Genomic DNA, 17,772 nt, shown 5'->3' with positions numbered 1-17,772 from the left:
ATTTGTCATTGTAAACAAAAACAATCTTTCCTAATGAGGAGAAAGGGAACACAAAATGGATGAATTTGAAAAGATTGAAAAATTAAGAACAAGAGCAGATGTAAGCTATGAAGAAGCAAAAGCAGCACTCGGCGAAGCAAACGGAGATTTACTTGATGCAATGATAATACTTGAGAAGCAAGGCAAGGTCAAAGGACCCGAGCAGCAAGTACACTCCACGGAATATACCACGGATGCATCTTATGAGATGGTTCCTGTTGGCAAAGCGAAAGCTTGCAGTGGTGATTTCGGAAAGAAGGTAAAAGAATTCCTTAAAAGAGCCATTGATTTTCTTTCAAACAATTATGTTGAGATTACACGTAAAGGCGAGCACGTTATCAATATTCCACTTTGGCTTGCGATCCTTACACTCATCTTTGGATGGTGGGCAGTACTCGTTCTAATAGTTGTTTCATTGTTCTTTGACTGGAATTATAAATTTTACGGAAAAGATGACCTCAAGAAGGTCAATGATGTAGTAGATAAAGCAAAGGAAACAGCCGAGCAGGTAAAAGACAGTTTCCGTGAGGAGTAATGCATGGCAGCGCATTTACTGATTGTAGAAGATGAAGAAAAACTGGCAAGATTCGTTGAGCTGGAATTGCAGCACGAAGGATATGAAGTCAGCAAAGCCTTTGACGGAAGAGAAGGACTTAAGATGGCAATAGAAGGAGACTACGATCTCATTCTTTTGGACATCATGTTGCCGGGGCTCAACGGTCTTGAAGTTTTACGGCGCCTTATGCAGGATAAGCCGACACCTACAATATTGTTGACCGCAAGAGATGCGGTGATGGATAAAGTATCGGGACTCGATGGCGGGGCAGTGGATTATATCACCAAGCCCTTCGCCATCGAAGAGCTCCTTGCCAGGATCAGAGTTGCGCTTAAACTCCACGGTAAGAATGCCGCGGGAGCTTTAAATACCAATGATACCGAGCAAAATTCCGACGGTATCTACACCTGGCAGAAACTTAGACTTGATGAAAAGAAACGAGAAGTTACTTACGATGGACATGGCATTACCTTGACCAATCGTGAGTTTTTGATGCTTGAAATGCTACTCAAAAACAAAGACATCGTTCTTTCCAGAGACACACTTCTTGAGAAAGTATGCGGCTATGATTATGTGGGAGAGACCAACATGATCGACGTGTACATAAGATATCTGCGCTCCAAGATTGACGACGTCTATGATGTAAATATGATCACAACCGTAAGGGGAGTGGGTTATGTCATCAAATCCGAACAACAATAATAACCGCCCGTCCAAAAATATGAAGTCCATCGCACACCGTATTGTGTGGATGATCTCAAGAACCAAGCTTGAGTTGTACTTTAAGATGGACTTTCTTATCTTTGTACTTCTTAATGTTTTCTGGGCGTATATGAAAGAACTCGAAGTTATAGGAAGCTTCGCATTTAAAAGACACAGAGATTTTATCGTTGAAAACGGCTTGATAACGGATCTCGCGTACCGAGTCAGATCAATGGACGGTAAAGTGCTTATGACCGTCGGCTTTTTTGACGTGTTTGCCAGAATAGCAATTCTGGTAGGTGCACTTTATTTATTGCAGCTGTTGGGAGTTCTGATCTCCCTTCCGTCTGTGTCTTCAAGAGCACACAGAACATTGTCTCCCCTTAGGGATGTGGCAGAGAAAGCCGATGAGCTCAACAGACTTGCTTTTTCCGAAGATAAATACAGACTGATCGAGGATGCCATAGAGCACGTAGCGCCCGATGAGAATCAGTATGTTTACCTTCATGATCAAGAGCTTTTGGGAGTAGAGCAGTCTGTCAATCATTTGATAGAAAGGTTAAAAGATTCATACAGGCAGCAGGCGCGTTTTGTAAACGACGCATCACATGAGCTTAGGACACCTATCGCCGTGATTCAGGGCTATGCACAGATGTTGGAGCGCTGGGGAACCTCCGATGAAAAAGTACTTGATGAATCCATTTCCGCTATTTCTCATGAAGCGGATCACATGAACCGTCTTGTAGAGCAGCTTCTTTTTCTTGCAAGAGGCGACAGCGGAAAGACTGTATTGTCAAAAGAGCCTGTGTCGCTCGGTAATCTTATGCAGGAAATATACGAAGAGTCCTTTATGATAGATGAAACGCATCCCTATAGGTTCCGTAAGAGCGAAGAGGATGTTGTGGTAGACGCCGACCGAATGCTTTTAAAACAGGCAGTCAGAATACTTGTGGACAACGCTGCCAAGTATACCAATCCCGGAGATGAGATCATACTTGGAGTCGGAATGACCGAAGACGATCGCCCGTATCTCATGGTTCAGGACATGGGTATCGGTATGTCGCAGGCTGATGTGGAGCACATGTTTGAGCGATTCTACCGCGCCGATAAAGCAAGAACATACGACGGAACGGGCCTTGGTCTTTCCATAGCCAAGTGGATAGTAGACAGGCACGGAGGTCATTTCGAAGTACTTTCCAGAACGGAGCTGGGAACGCGTATCATGATAGTTCTGCCTTAATGTAAGGGGAAAGGCAGTGGGTATACAGAATACGAGTGATGCTAAAGGAGGAAAGAACATGCCGATTCAAGCTGCATTTATGGTACCGCATCCGCCGCTTATCGTTCCGCAAGTCGGAAGAGGCGGAGAGGATCAGATCATCGAGACAACGAGGGCTTATGAAAAAGTCGCCGAAGAGGTGGCGGCGCTTAAGCCTGACACAATAATAATCACAAGTCCGCATTCTGTGATGTATGCGGACTATTTCCATATATCTCCCGGCCGCGCAGCGACGGGAGATTTTGGTGCGTTTGGGGCACCCGACGTTAAATTTAACGAGGATTATGACTACGAGCTTGCAGACCTGATCCGAATGAAAGCTGACAGCATAGATTTTCCTGCGGGAACAATGGGTGAAAGAGATCCGTCTTTGGATCACGGAACCATGGTTCCCCTTTGGTTTGTAAGAAAGAAATATACCGGCGGAAAGATAGTGAGGATAGCTCTTTCGGGACTTCCGCTTACCGATCACTACAGATTCGGGAAGCTCATAGCGGAGGCGGTTAATGAATCCGGAAAAAATGTTGTCTTTATAGCAAGCGGCGATCTTTCGCATAAGCTTCAGAGCTACGGACCATACGGTTTTGCTAAAGAAGGTCCCGAGTATGACGAACGGATCATGGAAGTGTGCGGAAATGCTGATTTCGGTAAGCTCCTTGAATTTGATGAAAACTTCTGTCAAAAAGCAGCGGAATGCGGTCACAGATCTTTTGTGATAATGGCGGGAGCTTTTGACGGACTTGGGGTTAAAGCTACCAAGCTGTCACATCAGGATGTCACGGGCGTTGGCTACGGAATCTGTACTTTTTATCCTGAGAAAGAAGATGACAACAGACATTTTCTTAGAGACTTTGAAAAAAGAATTTTAAAAGAATGCAAGGAGAAAGCTGATTCAAGTGATGAGTATGTAAGGCTTGCAAGGGCGAGCGTTGAGTCTTGGGTCAAGTATCATGTTGAGCTTGAAGTGCCGGATGATCTTCCTTCTGACATGCTTTCAAGAAGCGCAGGCACTTTTGTTTCCATTCATAAGCTTGGGCAGCTCCGCGGCTGCATAGGCACAATTGCAGCAACTCAAGATAATATCGCAAAAGAGATAATTCAAAACGGAATAAGTGCATGCAGCAGAGATCCGAGGTTTGACCCGATAACGGAAGACGAACTTAAATTCCTTGATATAAGTGTTGATGTTCTTGGTGATACTGAAGACATAGATTCGCCGGATGAACTTGATGTTAAGCGCTACGGCGTTATAGTGAGCCACGGATACAAGAGGGGACTCCTTCTTCCGAATCTCGACGGCGTTGACACGATAGAGCAGCAGATAGATATAGCAAGGCAAAAGGGCGGAATCCGTGAGGATGAACCTTATACATTGCAGCGATTTGAAGTTGTGAGGCACTACTGATCGCTTGAATCAAAGCGCTTTGTCACGGATAGACGGTAGGAGGAAATATGGCAAATTGTCACGTGTGTTTCAGACACTGCGAGATAAATGAAGGCGAGCTTGGCTTTTGCGGTGCAAGGACTGTAAGAGACGGCAAAGTTGTGGCGTATAACTATGGGAAAGTATCAAGCCTTGCGCTTGACCCTATAGAGAAAAAGCCTTTGAATAATTTTTTCCCCGGAAGCTATATTTTGTCGGTAGGAAGTTTTGGTTGCAATCTTCGTTGCCCTTTTTGCCAGAATAATGAGATCTCATGGTCGGAAGAAGCAAAAATGTATGCGAAGGATGCGGAAGTTATAACACCCAAAGAGCTGGTTGAGATTGCGATTGAAACAAAAGCCAAAGGGAATATCGGTATCGCTTTTACCTACAACGAGCCGCTTGTCGGATATGAATTTGTTCTTGATACGGCAAGGCTTGCCAAAGAGCATGATCTAAAAACCGTCATGGTAACGGCGGGAACGGCAGAGCTTTCTGTTCTTGATGAGCTTGCTCCGTATATCGATGCCATGAACATCGATCTGAAAGGCTTTACGGATGATTATTATCAAAGAGTTATCGGTGGAAACAGAGAGCAGACGATGGCTTTCATAGAAGGGGCGGCGAAGAATTGTCACGTGGAGCTTACTACCCTTATTATTCCCGGTGAGAACGACAGCGAAGAAGAGATCAGAGAATTATCCAAGTGGGTAAAAGACTTGGAAGTAATTACAGGTAAAAAAATTCCTCTTCATATCTCCAGATTTTTCCCAAGATTTAAAATGACGGACCGTGACGCGACGGATGTTCAAAAGGTCTATCGTCTTGCCGAGGTGGCAAGAGAAAATCTTGAATTTGTATATACAGGTAACTGTTAGAATTTAAGATTAAAAAATCGGGGCGTCTATGGTAGAATAAATCTCGATAGTTCTAAATAATAGAACAAAAAGAGGAGATGAAAAAATTGAAGGACTTTTTGAAGAGGAAAGACATTGAGATTTCCTTAAAACGTTACGGTATTGATGCGCTCGGTGCGATGGCACAGGGACTTTTTTGTTCACTTCTTATCGGAACAATTATCAATACCATCGGAACACAGTTTCAGATTCCGTTTTTGATGCAGAATGTTGCAACAGTGGCAGGAGTTGACTACACGGTAGGCGGACTTGCTTCCGCAATGAGCGGACCTGCTATGGCGGTGGCAATAGGATATGCACTTAAGTGTCCGCCACTTGCTCTTTTTTCTATGATCACTGTAGGATTTGCTGCTAACGCACTCGGCGGAGCGGGCGGTCCTCTCGCAGTACTTTTTGTAGCTATTATCGCTGCAGAGTTTGGTAAAGCTATTTCAAAGGAGACCAAGGTTGATATCCTTGTAACTCCCCTTGTTACTATAGGTGTGGGCGTGCTTTTGTCATGGCTCATCGCACCACCGCTCGGAAAAGCGGCTATGGCTGTGGGTAACGTTATCATGTGGGCCACAGAGCTTCAGCCTTTCCTTATGGGAATCCTCGTTTCCGTAGTTGTGGGCATGGCGCTTACACTTCCTATTTCATCGGCAGCTATCTGTGCAGCGCTTGGTCTTACAGGTCTTGCAGGCGGAGCAGCGGTTGCGGGATGTTGTGCTCAGATGGTCGGATTCGCCGTTATCTCTTTCAAGGAGAATAAGTGGGGCGGCCTTGTTTCACAGGGTATCGGAACATCAATGCTTCAGATGGGTAACATCGTTAAGAATCCCAGAGTATGGATCGCACCTACACTTGCATCTGCGATCACAGGACCTATCGCAACTTGCATCTTTAAGCTCAAGATGAACGGCGCACCTGTTTCATCAGGTATGGGAACTTGCGGACTTGTTGGTCAGATCGGTGTATATACAGGATGGGTTAATGATATCGCAGCGGGTACCAAGACAGCTATCACAGGATTTGACTGGCTTGGACTTGTACTTATTTCTTTTGTACTTCCCGCAGTTTTATCTCTTATCATTCACACCGGCGTTGTTAAGCTCGGATGGGTAAAAGAGGGCGATCTTAAACTCTGATCCAAACGGAGAAATGTATGTCCAAAGAGTGGATAATATATGTGATAGTGGTGGCTGCAATCGTTTTGATCGCGGCTGCCATTGTCCGTTTTTTAAAAAAGGTTAGAATGAGGCCTCTTCCGATGGATGAAATGGAAGGGCATGATTTCGAATATTATTGCGCTGATCTTTTAAAAGCCAACGGTTTTGCAGAGGCTGTAGTTACCAAAGGAAGCGGAGATTTCGGGGCGGATATCCTTGCAGAGAAGGACGGCATTACATACGCCGTTCAGTGTAAGTGTTATGATAAACCTATCGGAGTCAAAGCGGTTCAAGAGGTGTATGCGGGCCGAGATTATTATGGCAAGATGGTCGGGGTGGTTATGACCAATCAGTATTTTACACAGCCGGCGGTCGATCTTGCGCAGAAGCTTAACATAATGTTGTGGGACAGGGGTTACCTGGACAGTATGGATAAGGATAAATGAAGATAAAGATAGACGATGATTTTGATCTTGAAAAGATAGCCGAAAGCGGGCAGTGTTTTCGTTTTAATAAATGCGGAGACGGCTACAGCGTTAACGCTTCGGACAAATATCTTTTTATAAAAGAAATTGCTCCTTGCGAGTATGAATTTGACTGTTCAAAAAAAGATTTCGAAGAGTTCTGGAAGAACTATTTCGATCTTGAAACTTCTTATAAAGATATAAGGGGACTGATAGACAAAAAAGACGAATATCTGAAAAGCGCCGCCGAGTACGGCAAGGGTATTCGCATTCTCAGACAGGATCCTTGGGAGATGCTGATTTCTTTTATCATCTCTCAGAGAAAAAACATTCCTGCGATCAAGGCTTCAATCGAGAAGCTGTGTGCACTTGCAGGAAAAAAGATTGGAACTGAAAAAAACGCCAATGGCGATAATATATATGCTTTTCCGACGCCGGGTGAGATAGCAAAGTTATCTGATAAAGAGCTTTCTTCCTGCGGGCTCGGGTATAGAGACAAGTACGTTAAGAAGGCTGCAAGTGATGTTCTGTCAGGAGAAGCAGAGCTTTATAAGTGGCAGGATCTAACGGATGACGATCTGATGGAAAGGCTTCTGAAACTCTTTGGGGTTGGAGTTAAAGTGGCCAATTGTGAGATACTCTTTGGGTATCACAGATTGGATGCTTTCCCAAAAGATGTATGGATCAACAGAGTTTTGGAATTAAAATATCCAGAAGGCTTTAACTTTGACAGACACAAGCCTTATAATGGAGTAATGCAGCAATACCTGTTCTTTTATTCAAGAAGTAACGGGCTTGCGTAAGAAGGTATTTTATAGAAAAAAGGGGACCATAGTATGAGCAATATTAAAGAAGCTATTCAACAAGGAAAAACTTACCTAGGCATCGAGTTTGGATCAACCAGGATCAAAGCGGTGCTGACGGATGAAAATTACAACCCGATCGCTTCGGGTGGTCACAACTGGGAGAATCGTCTCGAGAACGGTGTGTGGACATACACTCTTGATGACGTTTGGGAAGGTCTCAAAGACTGCTATTCCAAGCTCGCAGCAGATGTGGCCAAGCAGTACGATGAAAAGCTTACCACAGTAGGTGCGATGGGCTTTTCAGCCATGATGCACGGATACATGGCATTTGATAAGAGCGGTGAACTTCTTGTTCCTTTCAGAACTTGGAGAAACACAATAACAGGTGAGGCATCCGATATCCTTACAGAGGAATTCGGATATCACATCCCTCAGAGATGGAGCATTGCTCATCTTTATCAGGCAATCCTTAACAAGGAAGAGCATGTGTCTAAGGTTGATTTCTTTACGACACTTGCAGGCTACGTTCACTGGAAGCTTACCGGAGAAAAGGTTATCGGTGTAGGCGATGCTTCCGGAATGTTCCCCATTGATTCTTCCACATGTGATTTCAATGCGGGAATGCTTGATAAGTTTGATGCTCTTATCGCTGATAAGAATTTCGGTTTCAAGATCAGGGATATTCTTCCCAAGGTTCTCGTAGCGGGAGAAGATGCGGGTACACTTACGGAAGAAGGCGCTAAGCTTCTCGATCCCACCGGAACTCTTAAAGCGGGAATTTCTGTATGTCCTCCCGAGGGCGATGCAGGAACAGGAATGGTAGCAACCAATTCAGTAGGAGTAAGAACGGGTAACATTTCAGCCGGAACTTCCGTATTTTCTATGGTTGTTCTTGAGCATGACCTTTCTAAGGCATATCCTGAGCTTGATCTTGTTACAACTCCTTCAGGTGAGCAGGTTGCCATGGTTCACTGCAACAACTGTACTTCCGATCTTAACGCATGGGTTTCTCTCTTCAGAGAATTTGCAAAAGATATCGGAAAAGAAGTTGACGATGATACTTTATACGGAACACTTTATCGCAAAGCGATGGAGGGTGATGCCGACTGCGGCGGACTTCTTTCTTATAACTATTTCTCAGGCGAGTCAATCACCGGATTTGATGAAGGAAGACCTCTTTTTGCAAGAAGACCCGATGACAAGTTCAATCTTTCAAACTTCATGAGAGCACATCTTTACACAGCACTCGGAGCACTTAAGATTGGAAACGATATTCTTACCAAGCAGGAGAATGTAAAGGCAGACTTCTTCTTTGGACAGGGCGGATTCTTCAAGATCAGAGGAGTTGGCGACAGAGTAATGGCAGCAGCATTGGATACACCTATCAAACTCATGGAGACTGCGGGAGAAGGCGGTCCTTGGGGTCAGGCAATCCTTGCCGGCTACATGAAGCAGAAGGCTGCAGGTGAGTCACTTGAGAAGTACCTCAGTGATAAGGTGTTTGTCGGTGGTAAGGTTGAGACATGCAATCCCGACAGCGCAGACGTTAAAGGCTTTGACGAGTTTATGAAGAACTACAACGCGGGTCTTGCTATCGAGAGAGCGGCTGTTGATTCATTGAAATAATTGAGAAGTAAGTAGCAATATTTACGAAGAAACGTAGTCAGTAAAGCAATATAATATTATCGGAGAGTTGATATGCTTGAGGAATTAAAAAGAAAAGTTTACGAGGCAAATATTCTTTTGCCCAAATATAATCTTGTTACTTTCACATGGGGTAACGTAAGTGAGATTGACAGGGAGAGCGGTTTGTTTGTAATCAAACCCAGTGGAGTTGAGTACGATACCATGACTCCCGACGACATGGTTGTTATGAACCTTGACGGAGAGAAGGTTGAGGGTAAGCTTAATCCTTCATCCGACACACCTACACACGTTGAACTGTACAAAGCATTTGCAGACATCGGCGGAGTGGTACACACTCATTCATCCTATGCCACAAGCTGGGCACAGGCAGGAAGATCAATTCCTTGCTACGGAACAACTCATGCAGATTACTTCCATGGAGAGATTCCTTGCGTAAGATGTCTTACCAAGGCTGAGATCGATGAGGCTTATGAGGCCAATACCGGCGTGCTTATTGCCACCGAGTTTGAGCGCATGGGCAAGAATCCTGTAGATGTTCCGGGAGTTCTTTGCAAGAACCACGGCGTATTCACATGGGGCAAGGATGCAATGGAAGCTGTTCACAACGCAGTTGTAACGGAAGAAGTTGCCAAGATGGCTTACAGATGCGAGGTTATCAATCCCAATGTTGAGGCGGCTCCAACAGAGCTTCAGGATAAGCATTATTACAGAAAACATGGTGCTAATGCATATTACGGTCAGAAGTAATAGTTTTTAAATTTAAAACTTAGGCAAAGTGTCTTATGGACTATGAATATAGCTTGTGTTAAATTGTAAGTGCATTTTGTCTTTGAATTATACGGAAAGGAATTATTCATTATGGCTATGACCAATCAGGAACTACAAAAGACGGCAAATGAAGTCAGAAAAGATATAATCACAGCACTTCATGCAGCCGGAGCGGGACATCCGGGCGGATCCTTGTCCTCAACAGATATCTTTACATATTTGTACTTTGAGGAAATGAATGTTGACCCTAAGAACGTATCAGATCCTAACAGAGATCGTTTTGTTCTTTCAAAAGGACATTGCGCTCCCGGTCTTTATTCTGTAATGGCAGAGAAAGGCTATTTCCCCAAGGAGGAACTTACTACTCTTCGTAAGCTTGGTTCAAGACTTCAGGGACATCCCAGTATGCAGTATCTTCCCGGACTTGATATGTCCAGTGGATCACTCGGACAGGGAATCTCTGCAGCATGTGGAATGGCACTGTCAGGAAAGATGGACAACAAGGATTTCAGAGTTTACACACTTCTCGGAGACGGTGAGCTTCAAGAAGGTCAGGTTTGGGAGGCAGCTATGTTCGCAGGCTTCCGTAAGCTCGATAATCTTGTAGTTATCGTAGATAACAACAACCTTCAGATCGACGGACCTATCGACAAGGTATGTTCACCTTATCCTATCGATAAGAAGTTTGAATCTTTCAACTTCCATGTTATCAACATAGACGGTCACAACTTTGATGAGATCAGAGCTGCCTTCAAGGAGGCAAGAGAGACCAAGGGTATGCCTACTGCAATCATTTCCCACAGTATTAAGGGTAAGGGCGTTTCCTTCATGGAGAACCAGGCAGGATGGCACGGCAAGGCTCCCAACGATGAGGAGTTTAAGCAGGCAATGGAAGAACTGGAAAGGATAGGTGCGTCAATATGAGCGATGTAAAGAAGATAGCAACAAGAGAAAGTTATGGTAATGCGCTTGCAGAGCTTGGAGATGAGTTCCCTAACCTTGTGGTTCTTGATGCTGACCTTGCGGCATCTACCAAGACTGCAGTATTTATGAAAAAGTTTCCTGAGAGACATATAGATTGCGGTATCGCTGAGTGTAACATGATGGGAATTGCGGCAGGTCTTGCTACAACAGGTAAGATTCCTTTCGTTAGTTCTTTTGCAATGTTCGCAGCAGGACGTGCTTTCGAGCAGGTTCGTAACTCAGTAGGATATCCTCACCTCAACGTTAAGATCGGCGGAACTCATGCCGGAATCACAGTTGGTGAGGATGGTGCCAGCCATCAGTGTAACGAGGATTTCGCTCTTATGAGTGTTATCCCCGGAATGGTTGTAATGTGCCCTGCAGATGATGTAGAAGCTAAGGCTTGCGTTCGCGCAGCACTTGAGCATGAGGGACCTGTATATATCAGATTCGGACGTGCGGCATGCAGCGTTATCAACGACAGACCTGATTACAAGTTTGAGATTGGCAAGGGATCGGTTATCAGAGAGGGTAAAGATGTAACAATCATCGCTACCGGAATCTGTGTTGATTCTGCTATCAGTGCAGCTGAGAAGCTTGCAGCTGACGGAATCTCAGCTGAGGTTATCAACATCTGCACAATTAAGCCTTTGGATAAGGATCTTGTTGTTGCATCTGCAAAGAAGACAGGCAAGGTAGTAACTGTTGAGGAGCATTCCGTTATCGGCGGACTCGGAAGTGCAGTATGTGATGCTCTTGCAGAGCTTGCACCTACACCTGTGAAGAAGCTCGGAATGCAGGATAAGTACGGCGAGTCAGGAACAGCAGGTGAGCTTGTTCACAAGTATGGACTCGACGGAGACGGCGTATATGCCTCAGTAAAGGAATTTCTTAAGTAAATAATATGAATATAATTTGTCCTTCAATTTTATCAGCTGATTTTGCAAGGCTTGGAGATCAGATTGCTGAAGTCGACAATGCCGGTGCAAAATATTTACACATTGATATTATGGATGGTGTGTTTGTACCATCTATATCTATGGGTATGCCTGTTATTAAGTCAATCAGGCGTGTGACGGATCTGGTGTTTGACGTACATCTTATGATAGTCGATCCGATTCGTTACATAAAAGAAATTGCGGATTGTGGAGCTGATACAATCACATTTCATTATGAGGCGGCAGAAGATCCTAAGGCTGCGATCGACGAGATTCACAGCTGTGGCAAAAAAGCAGGTATAGCTATCAAGCCGGCGACACCGGTTTCCGAGATAGTACCGTACCTGGATGATGTCGAGATGGTTCTTATCATGACCGTTGAACCCGGGTTTGGAGGACAGAAACTGATTCCAAGCAGTTTCGATAAGATAAGAGAAGTCAGAAAGATCATAACTGACAGAAATCTTAATGTTGATGTCGAGGTTGACGGAGGTGTCTATACAAATAACGTCAAAGAGATTCTTGACGCGGGCGCCAACGTTATTGTATCGGGATCCGGAGTGTTCAAAGGAAATCCTTCCGAGAACGTTGCCGAATTCAGACGTATCCTCGGCGTATAATAACAAACGCGGCGACAGAAAGCTCATGTGCATGGCACATGGGCTTTCTTTTTTTGTAATCCCCCGTAAATACTGCGTGTCAGTTGACATTTGGAATTCGAAAAGGCATACTATATTTGTTAAATTATCGAAAAAAATAAGAAGGTCACCAATGTATAAGAAAATGGAGAGAAATGAGCCTTGTTGGTGCGGAAGCGGCAAAAAGTACAAAGCTTGTCATGCCGCATTTGACGACAAGATCATTAATTTTGAACGTCAAGGGTTTATAGTGCCCGACAGAAGTCTTTTGAAGACAGCAGAGGATATTGAAGGAATCAAGAAGAGTGCGGTTATAAATATGGCGGTTCTCGATGAGATAGCAGAGAAGATACATGCCGGAATGAGCACTCAGGAAATAGATGACATAGTCTATAACACAACTACCAAGATGGGAGGAATTCCCGCAGATCTTAACTACGAAGGATTTCCCAAGAGTGTGTGCACTTCTATCAATGAAGAAGTGTGTCATGGAATCCCGTCAGAGGATATCATTCTTAAAGACGGAGATATCATCAACGTAGATTGCTCCACAATTTTAAACGGTTATTATTCAGATTCTTCACGAATGTTTTGCATAGGAGAAGTTTCACCCGAGAAACAGAGGCTGGTAGATGTTACCAAAGAGTGTCTTGAGGAAGGACTTAAGGCAGTTAAGCCATGGACACCTATCGGAGATATGGGACATGCGGTTCACCAACATGCCCTTAAGAACGGCTATACCGTAGTCAGAGAGATAGGCGGACACGGATGCGGCAAAGACTTCCATGAAGAGCCTTTTGTAAGTTATGTAAGTAGGCCCGGAACCGGAATGCTCATGGTACCCGGTATGGTATTTACCATAGAGCCGATGGTCAACATGGGAAAACAGGAAATATTTATAGACGAAGAAAATGATTGGACAGTGTACACAGCAGACCTCAAGCCTTCAGCTCAGTGGGAAGTTGAACTTCTTGTTACCGAGACAGGTTATGAGCTTTTATGCTGGTGATAAACGGGAAGGAATTATAGATGCAGAATAAGGGAAAATATTATATTACAACAGCTATCGCGTACACATCGGGTAAGCCTCATATCGGAAACAGCTATGAGATAGTGCTTGCCGATGCCATCGCAAGATATAAGAGATGCGACGGATTTGATGTTCATTTCCAGACGGGATCCGATGAGCACGGACAGAAGATCGAGACAAGAGCGATCGAGGCGGGATGCGCTACTCCCAAGGAGTTCGTAGACCAGGTTTCCGATACCATCAAGGGTCTTTGGAATCTCATGGACACTTCATATGACAGATTTATCCGCACAACTGATGATGATCATGTTAAGCAGGTTCAGAAGATCTTCAAGAAGTTCTATGATCAGGGAGATATTTATAAGGGATCATATAAGGGAATGTACTGTACTGAGTGTGAGGCTTTCTATACCGAGTCTCAGCTTGTTGACGGTAAGTGTCCCGAGTGTGGAGGCCCTGTTCATCCCGCAGAGGAAGAGGCTTATTTCTTCAAGATGAGTAAGTATGCCGACAGACTTATCGAGCATATCAACACCCATCCCGAGTTCATTCAGCCTGTGGCAAGAAAGAATGAGATGATGAACAACTTCCTTCTTCCCGGACTTCAGGATCTGTGCGTTTCCAGAACATCATTTAAGTGGGGCATCCCTGTAGATTTTGATGACAAGCATGTCGTTTACGTATGGCTTGATGCTCTTACAAACTATATAACAGGTATCGGATACGATGCGGACGGCAACAGTTCAGAAGATTACAAGAAGTGGTGGCCCGCAGATCTTCACCTTATCGGAAAAGATATTATCCGTTTCCATACGATTTATTGGCCTATTTTCCTTATGGCACTCGGTGAGCCCCTTCCCAAGCAGGTCTTCGGACATCCTTGGCTTCTTCAGGGCGGCGAGAAGATGAGTAAGTCAAAAGGAAACGTTATCTACGCTGATGACCTTGTAAGTCTTTTCGGAGTAGATCCTGTTAGATATTTCGTTCTTCATGAGATGCCTTTTGATAACGACGGTGTCATCACTTGGGAGCTCATGGTTGAAAGATTTAATTCAGATCTTGCCAACACTCTCGGAAACCTTGTAAACAGAACAATCGCCATGACCAACAAATATCTTGGCGGAGTAGTTGCCGACAAGGGTGTAACCGAGGCGGTTGACGATGACCTCAAGGCTGTTGTTACAGGTTGCTATGACAAGGTTGAGAAGAAGATGGATGAGCTCAGAGTAGCGGATGCACTTACCGAGATATTCACTCTCTTCAAGAGATGCAATAAATATATCGATGAGACTGAGCCATGGATCCTTGGAAAAGACGAGGCCAAGAAGGACAGACTTTCAACAGTTCTTTATAATCTTGTTGAGTCCATTTCTATCGGAGCGGCTCTTCTTGATCCGTTTATGCCTGAGACAGCTCAGAAGATAATTGAGCAGCTTTCGGCACCCAAGAGAGATTTCGATACTCTCGGAACTTTCGGATTGTATCAGAGCGGCAACAAGGTAGCGGAAACTCCCGAGATGCTCTTTGCTCGTAAGGATCTCAAGGAGGTTCTTGAGAAGGCAGCTGAGATTACCAAGAAGCAGAAAGAGGATTTTGAGGAATCTCAGAGAAAGGCAGCGGAGAACCTTGCAAAAGCAGGACTTGCACCCGCTCCCGTAAAAGCAGAAAAAGATTCGGATGAAGAAGGAATAGATATTCCGGCTAAGGACGAGATCACTTTTGATCAGTTCGGAGCAATGCAGTTCCAGGTCGGAGAGATCATTAAGTGTGAAGCTGTTGAGAATTCCAAGAAACTTCTCTGCTCACAGGTTAAGATCGGAAGTCAGATCAGACAGATTGTTTCGGGAATCAGGAAGTACTATACTCCCGAAGAGATGGTAGGCAAGAAGGTAATGGTTTTGGTCAATCTTAAACCCGCCAAGCTTGCAGGGGTAATGTCGGAAGGAATGCTTCTTTGCGCAGAAGATGCAGAGGGTAATCTTGCTCTTATGACTCCTGAAAAAGAGATGCCGTCCGGAGCAGAAATCTGTTAATTCCGTGCAATATTTGTAGTAAAATATAAATAGGCAGAAAACATAATATATGTGGAGGGATTTCTTATGGTGCGCAAAGAGGAACTGACTTACAAATCAAGAGACAGACAGACCATGCTACACGCTATCAGATGGATTCCTGAAGGAGAACCTGTTGCTATTTTACAGATTATCCATGGAATGCAAGAGTATATCGATCGCTATGATGAGTTTGCTCGTTTTATGGCAGAAAAGGGCATTCTTGTAATGGGTAACGACCACCTCGGACATGGCGGTTCTGTAACAGAGAAAAAGGGTACTTACGGCTATTTTTGTAAGAAGGATCCCGCTACTGTTCTCGTGCGAGATGCGCACAGACTTAAGAAGATGACACAGGAAGATTATCCCGGAGTACCGATTTTTATTCTCGGACATAGCTTCGGTTCTTTCATTGCAAGAGAGTATATTACCAGATACGGAACAGGAATAAAGGGTGCCATTATTCAGGGAACCGCATTTACTCCACAGGGCACGCTCAATTTTACGAAGTTCCTTGTTAATGTGATATCTCTTTTCATGGGTGATAAGTATCGCTCATCACTTATAAACGGGATGGCTTTTAAGGGATACCTTAAGAATATTCCCGGCGCTAAGAGTAAATTTGATTGGCTTTCACATAACGAAGAAAGCATTCAAAAATATGAGAAGGATCCCGCATGTAATTTTGTGTTTACCATGAATGGTTTCAAAACCATGGCTGAGCTTCTTAAGAGGATTCAGGATACCGACAAGATGGAGGATATTCCCAAGAATCTTCCGATTCTCATAACAGCCGGAAAAGAAGATCCGGTGGGAGGATACGGAGAAGCACCCGAGAAGCTTTGCGGTATTTACAAGACTCAGCTTCAGATCAAGGATGTTGAGCTTAAGCTTTACGACGGAATGCGTCATGAGCTTCAGCAGGAGATCGGAAGAGAAAAAGTATTCGAAGATCAGTATGCATGGATCCAAAAGGTGCTTAACGGTGCAGGTTGATACTTCTAAAGTAATCGTAAGATGCGCATATAATTCAGATTGGGATGGGGCGATGAAACTTGCGTGGAATACATTTGCAAGATTCGACGCCCCTGATTATTCACGCGAAGGAATAGATAATTTCCGCAATTTTGTCACGGACGAGACACTTCATCAGATGTTTCTCGCAGGACACTATCAGCTTTTTGTGGCAGTTATGGACGGAAAGTACCTCGGAATGCTATCGCTGAGGGAGAAAAAACACATATCGCTTTTGTTTGTTGATGGGGAATGCCATGGCAACGGAATTGGCACTGCCCTTATTAAATTTGTGGCAAGATACGCCGCGACCGAAGAAGGAATCAATACGCTGACTGTTAATTCTTCACCTTTCGCCGTAGAGTTTTATCACTCGATGGGCTTTACGGATATCAGAGGGGAGACAGAAGCAGACGGCATTAGATTTACACCAATGGAATTGAGGATTAATGATTATGGGAAGATTTTTTGACATTGACAGTCCTATAATGAGAGGACTTACAAGACTTGCTGATGTAATGTGGCTCAATATTCTTACACTTATATTTGCGTTACCGCTTATAATCGAGCAGTATGTTTTTCTCGGTGCCGGAGTCATCATGCCACTTCTGACGGAGGGAGCAAAGTTTGATTTTGACCTCTTTTTGAGCAGTCTTTTATGGGCATGGATTTTTGGAATAATCTGCTCGGCAATTTTGGGACCCGCATGTACGGCAATGCATTATGTGCTTCTTAAGATGGTAAGAGACGAAGACAGCTATATTACTAAGTCTTACTTCAAGTCGTTTAAAGAGAATTTCAAACAGGGTATCATTCTTCAGATCATCAAGTTTGCAGTAGGCGGTATGCTTGTTCTTGATTACTTTATTGCAAGAAAATGGAACACGATATACGCATACGTTGTTATCGGAATGGGAATCATACTCTATATTGCATCGCTTTATATATTCCCTATTTTGTCCAGATTTGAGAACAAGACGAGAACGACAATAAAGAATTCTTTCCTTATGGCTATTCTTGCTCTTCCCAGATCTTTCGCGATGACGGTTATATCACTTATGCCGGTGCTTGTGCTTTACTTCTTTGATCTTAAGGCGCTTCCGCTTCTTATTATCATTGGATTCGCGGGACCCAGTTATGTGAACGCAATGCTTTACAGCAAAACATTCAAAAGATTCGAACCCGAGGAAGAAAATCTTTCAGAGGAAGAAGAGCTTAATAATGCAATAAAGAAGCTCGATGAAGAGTAAACGAAATACCGATATACAAGATGCCGAAGAATTTTTTAATTCTTCGGCATCTTCACAAAAAAATAAAAGAATTTATTTTCAAGTGAGCACATTGGCCAACGAATCGGGAAATATTTGTTGAATTAGTGAATAGTCAACA

18 protein-coding genes are annotated in these 17,772 nt (G+C 44.0%); all 18 read left to right on the top strand.

The features are described from left to right. Positions 1–55 precede the first annotated feature (55 nt). The 18 genes from BM377_RS07720 (at position 56) to BM377_RS07635 (ending at position 17,633) form a co-directional block, all read left to right on the top strand. Positions 56–574 carry a UBA domain-containing protein gene (locus BM377_RS07720; RefSeq protein WP_092246268.1) on the top strand — a complete coding sequence of 173 codons (519 nt, stop codon included), beginning with the start codon at positions 56–58 and terminating at the stop codon, positions 572–574. Positions 575–577: 3 nt separating this feature from the next. After that, on the top strand, positions 578–1,297 hold the full coding sequence (locus BM377_RS07715; protein ID WP_092246265.1) for a response regulator transcription factor: 720 nt from the start codon (positions 578–580) through the stop codon (positions 1,295–1,297). Further along, positions 1,272–2,537, top strand: a complete 1,266-nt coding sequence (locus BM377_RS07710) for a sensor histidine kinase (RefSeq protein WP_092246262.1) — start codon at positions 1,272–1,274, stop codon at positions 2,535–2,537. The genes BM377_RS07715 and BM377_RS07710 overlap by 26 nt, the downstream gene beginning before the upstream one ends. Before the next feature lie 16 nt (positions 2,538–2,553). Next, positions 2,554–3,981, top strand: coding sequence for an AmmeMemoRadiSam system protein A (gene amrA / locus BM377_RS07705; RefSeq protein ID WP_330392962.1), 1,428 nt, complete (start codon positions 2,554–2,556; stop codon positions 3,979–3,981). Positions 3,982–4,028: 47 nt separating this feature from the next. Further along, a complete protein-coding gene (gene amrS / locus BM377_RS07700) occupies positions 4,029–4,877 on the top strand; it encodes an AmmeMemoRadiSam system radical SAM enzyme (RefSeq protein ID WP_092246256.1) in 849 nt (282 codons plus the stop codon). Positions 4,878–4,954: 77 nt separating this feature from the next. Further along, positions 4,955–6,043: a PTS sugar transporter subunit IIC gene (locus BM377_RS07695; RefSeq protein WP_092246253.1), complete on the top strand. Its 1,089-nt coding sequence runs from the start codon at positions 4,955–4,957 to the stop codon at positions 6,041–6,043. 17 nt (positions 6,044–6,060) lie between these two features. Further along, positions 6,061–6,510, top strand: a complete 450-nt coding sequence (locus BM377_RS07690; protein ID WP_092246250.1) for a restriction endonuclease — start codon at positions 6,061–6,063, stop codon at positions 6,508–6,510. Next, the gene (locus BM377_RS07685) at positions 6,507–7,331 is read left to right on the top strand and encodes a DNA-3-methyladenine glycosylase family protein (RefSeq protein ID WP_092246246.1); all 825 of its coding nucleotides are present in this window, start codon (positions 6,507–6,509) and stop codon (positions 7,329–7,331) included. Before BM377_RS07690 ends, BM377_RS07685 begins: the two co-directional genes overlap by 4 nt. A 33-nt stretch (positions 7,332–7,364) precedes the next feature. Next, positions 7,365–8,960, top strand: a complete 1,596-nt coding sequence (locus BM377_RS07680) for a xylulokinase (RefSeq protein WP_092246243.1) — start codon at positions 7,365–7,367, stop codon at positions 8,958–8,960. A gap of 72 nt (positions 8,961–9,032) precedes the next feature. Continuing rightward, complete coding sequence (locus tag BM377_RS07675) at positions 9,033–9,728, top strand: L-ribulose-5-phosphate 4-epimerase (RefSeq protein ID WP_092246240.1); 696 nt, start codon at positions 9,033–9,035, stop codon at positions 9,726–9,728. A 117-nt stretch (positions 9,729–9,845) separates the two neighbouring features. Continuing rightward, positions 9,846–10,673, top strand: coding sequence for a transketolase (locus tag BM377_RS07670; RefSeq protein WP_092246404.1), 828 nt, complete (start codon positions 9,846–9,848; stop codon positions 10,671–10,673). Next, positions 10,670–11,611, top strand: a complete 942-nt coding sequence (locus BM377_RS07665) for a transketolase family protein (protein ID WP_092246237.1) — start codon at positions 10,670–10,672, stop codon at positions 11,609–11,611. Before BM377_RS07670 ends, BM377_RS07665 begins: the two co-directional genes overlap by 4 nt. Before the next feature lie 5 nt (positions 11,612–11,616). Continuing rightward, entirely contained in the window at positions 11,617–12,270 is a 654-nt protein-coding gene (rpe, locus tag BM377_RS07660) for a ribulose-phosphate 3-epimerase (RefSeq protein ID WP_092246234.1), read from the top strand. Between the two features lie 151 nt (positions 12,271–12,421). Next, positions 12,422–13,297, top strand: coding sequence for a methionyl aminopeptidase (locus BM377_RS07655; RefSeq protein WP_092246231.1), 876 nt, complete (start codon positions 12,422–12,424; stop codon positions 13,295–13,297). A gap of 20 nt (positions 13,298–13,317) precedes the next feature. Further along, positions 13,318–15,351, top strand: a complete 2,034-nt coding sequence (gene metG, locus BM377_RS07650; RefSeq protein WP_092246228.1) for a methionine--tRNA ligase — start codon at positions 13,318–13,320, stop codon at positions 15,349–15,351. Between the two features lie 66 nt (positions 15,352–15,417). After that, entirely contained in the window at positions 15,418–16,365 is a 948-nt protein-coding gene (locus tag BM377_RS07645; protein WP_092246225.1) for an alpha/beta fold hydrolase, read from the top strand. A gap of 52 nt (positions 16,366–16,417) precedes the next feature. After that, positions 16,418–16,855 carry a GNAT family N-acetyltransferase gene (locus BM377_RS07640; protein WP_092246402.1) on the top strand — a complete coding sequence of 146 codons (438 nt, stop codon included), beginning with the start codon at positions 16,418–16,420 and terminating at the stop codon, positions 16,853–16,855. After that, positions 16,839–17,633 (top strand): YesL family protein, encoded by a 795-nt coding sequence (locus BM377_RS07635; RefSeq protein ID WP_158588844.1) that lies wholly within the window; start codon positions 16,839–16,841, stop codon positions 17,631–17,633. Before BM377_RS07640 ends, BM377_RS07635 begins: the two co-directional genes overlap by 17 nt. Positions 17,634–17,772: the final 139 nt, after the last annotated feature.

The organism is Butyrivibrio sp. INlla21 (genome assembly GCF_900116875.1).
In the GTDB taxonomy this organism is placed as follows: Bacteria; Bacillota; Clostridia; order Lachnospirales; family Lachnospiraceae; genus Butyrivibrio.
This window is presented reverse-complemented; position numbering and strand designations above follow the sequence as displayed.

Coding starts and splice junctions, on each gene's coding strand:
- BM377_RS07720 (WP_092246268.1), top strand. CDS start 56: ATGGATGAATTTGAAAAGATTGAAAAATTAAGAACAAGAGCAGATGTA.
- BM377_RS07715 (WP_092246265.1), top strand. CDS start 578: ATGGCAGCGCATTTACTGATTGTAGAAGATGAAGAAAAACTGGCAAGA.
- BM377_RS07710 (WP_092246262.1), top strand. CDS start 1,272: ATGTCATCAAATCCGAACAACAATAATAACCGCCCGTCCAAAAATATG.
- amrS (WP_092246256.1), top strand. CDS start 4,029: ATGGCAAATTGTCACGTGTGTTTCAGACACTGCGAGATAAATGAAGGC.
- BM377_RS07695 (WP_092246253.1), top strand. CDS start 4,955: ATGAAAAAATTGAAGGACTTTTTGAAGAGGAAAGACATTGAGATTTCC.
- BM377_RS07690 (WP_092246250.1), top strand. CDS start 6,061: ATGTCCAAAGAGTGGATAATATATGTGATAGTGGTGGCTGCAATCGTT.
- BM377_RS07685 (WP_092246246.1), top strand. CDS start 6,507: ATGAAGATAAAGATAGACGATGATTTTGATCTTGAAAAGATAGCCGAA.
- BM377_RS07680 (WP_092246243.1), top strand. CDS start 7,365: ATGAGCAATATTAAAGAAGCTATTCAACAAGGAAAAACTTACCTAGGC.
- BM377_RS07675 (WP_092246240.1), top strand. CDS start 9,033: ATGCTTGAGGAATTAAAAAGAAAAGTTTACGAGGCAAATATTCTTTTG.
- BM377_RS07670 (WP_092246404.1), top strand. CDS start 9,846: ATGACCAATCAGGAACTACAAAAGACGGCAAATGAAGTCAGAAAAGAT.
- BM377_RS07665 (WP_092246237.1), top strand. CDS start 10,670: ATGAGCGATGTAAAGAAGATAGCAACAAGAGAAAGTTATGGTAATGCG.
- rpe (WP_092246234.1), top strand. CDS start 11,617: ATGAATATAATTTGTCCTTCAATTTTATCAGCTGATTTTGCAAGGCTT.
- BM377_RS07655 (WP_092246231.1), top strand. CDS start 12,422: ATGTATAAGAAAATGGAGAGAAATGAGCCTTGTTGGTGCGGAAGCGGC.
- metG (WP_092246228.1), top strand. CDS start 13,318: ATGCAGAATAAGGGAAAATATTATATTACAACAGCTATCGCGTACACA.
- BM377_RS07645 (WP_092246225.1), top strand. CDS start 15,418: ATGGTGCGCAAAGAGGAACTGACTTACAAATCAAGAGACAGACAGACC.
- BM377_RS07640 (WP_092246402.1), top strand. CDS start 16,418: ATGAAACTTGCGTGGAATACATTTGCAAGATTCGACGCCCCTGATTAT.
- BM377_RS07635 (WP_158588844.1), top strand. CDS start 16,839: ATGGGAAGATTTTTTGACATTGACAGTCCTATAATGAGAGGACTTACA.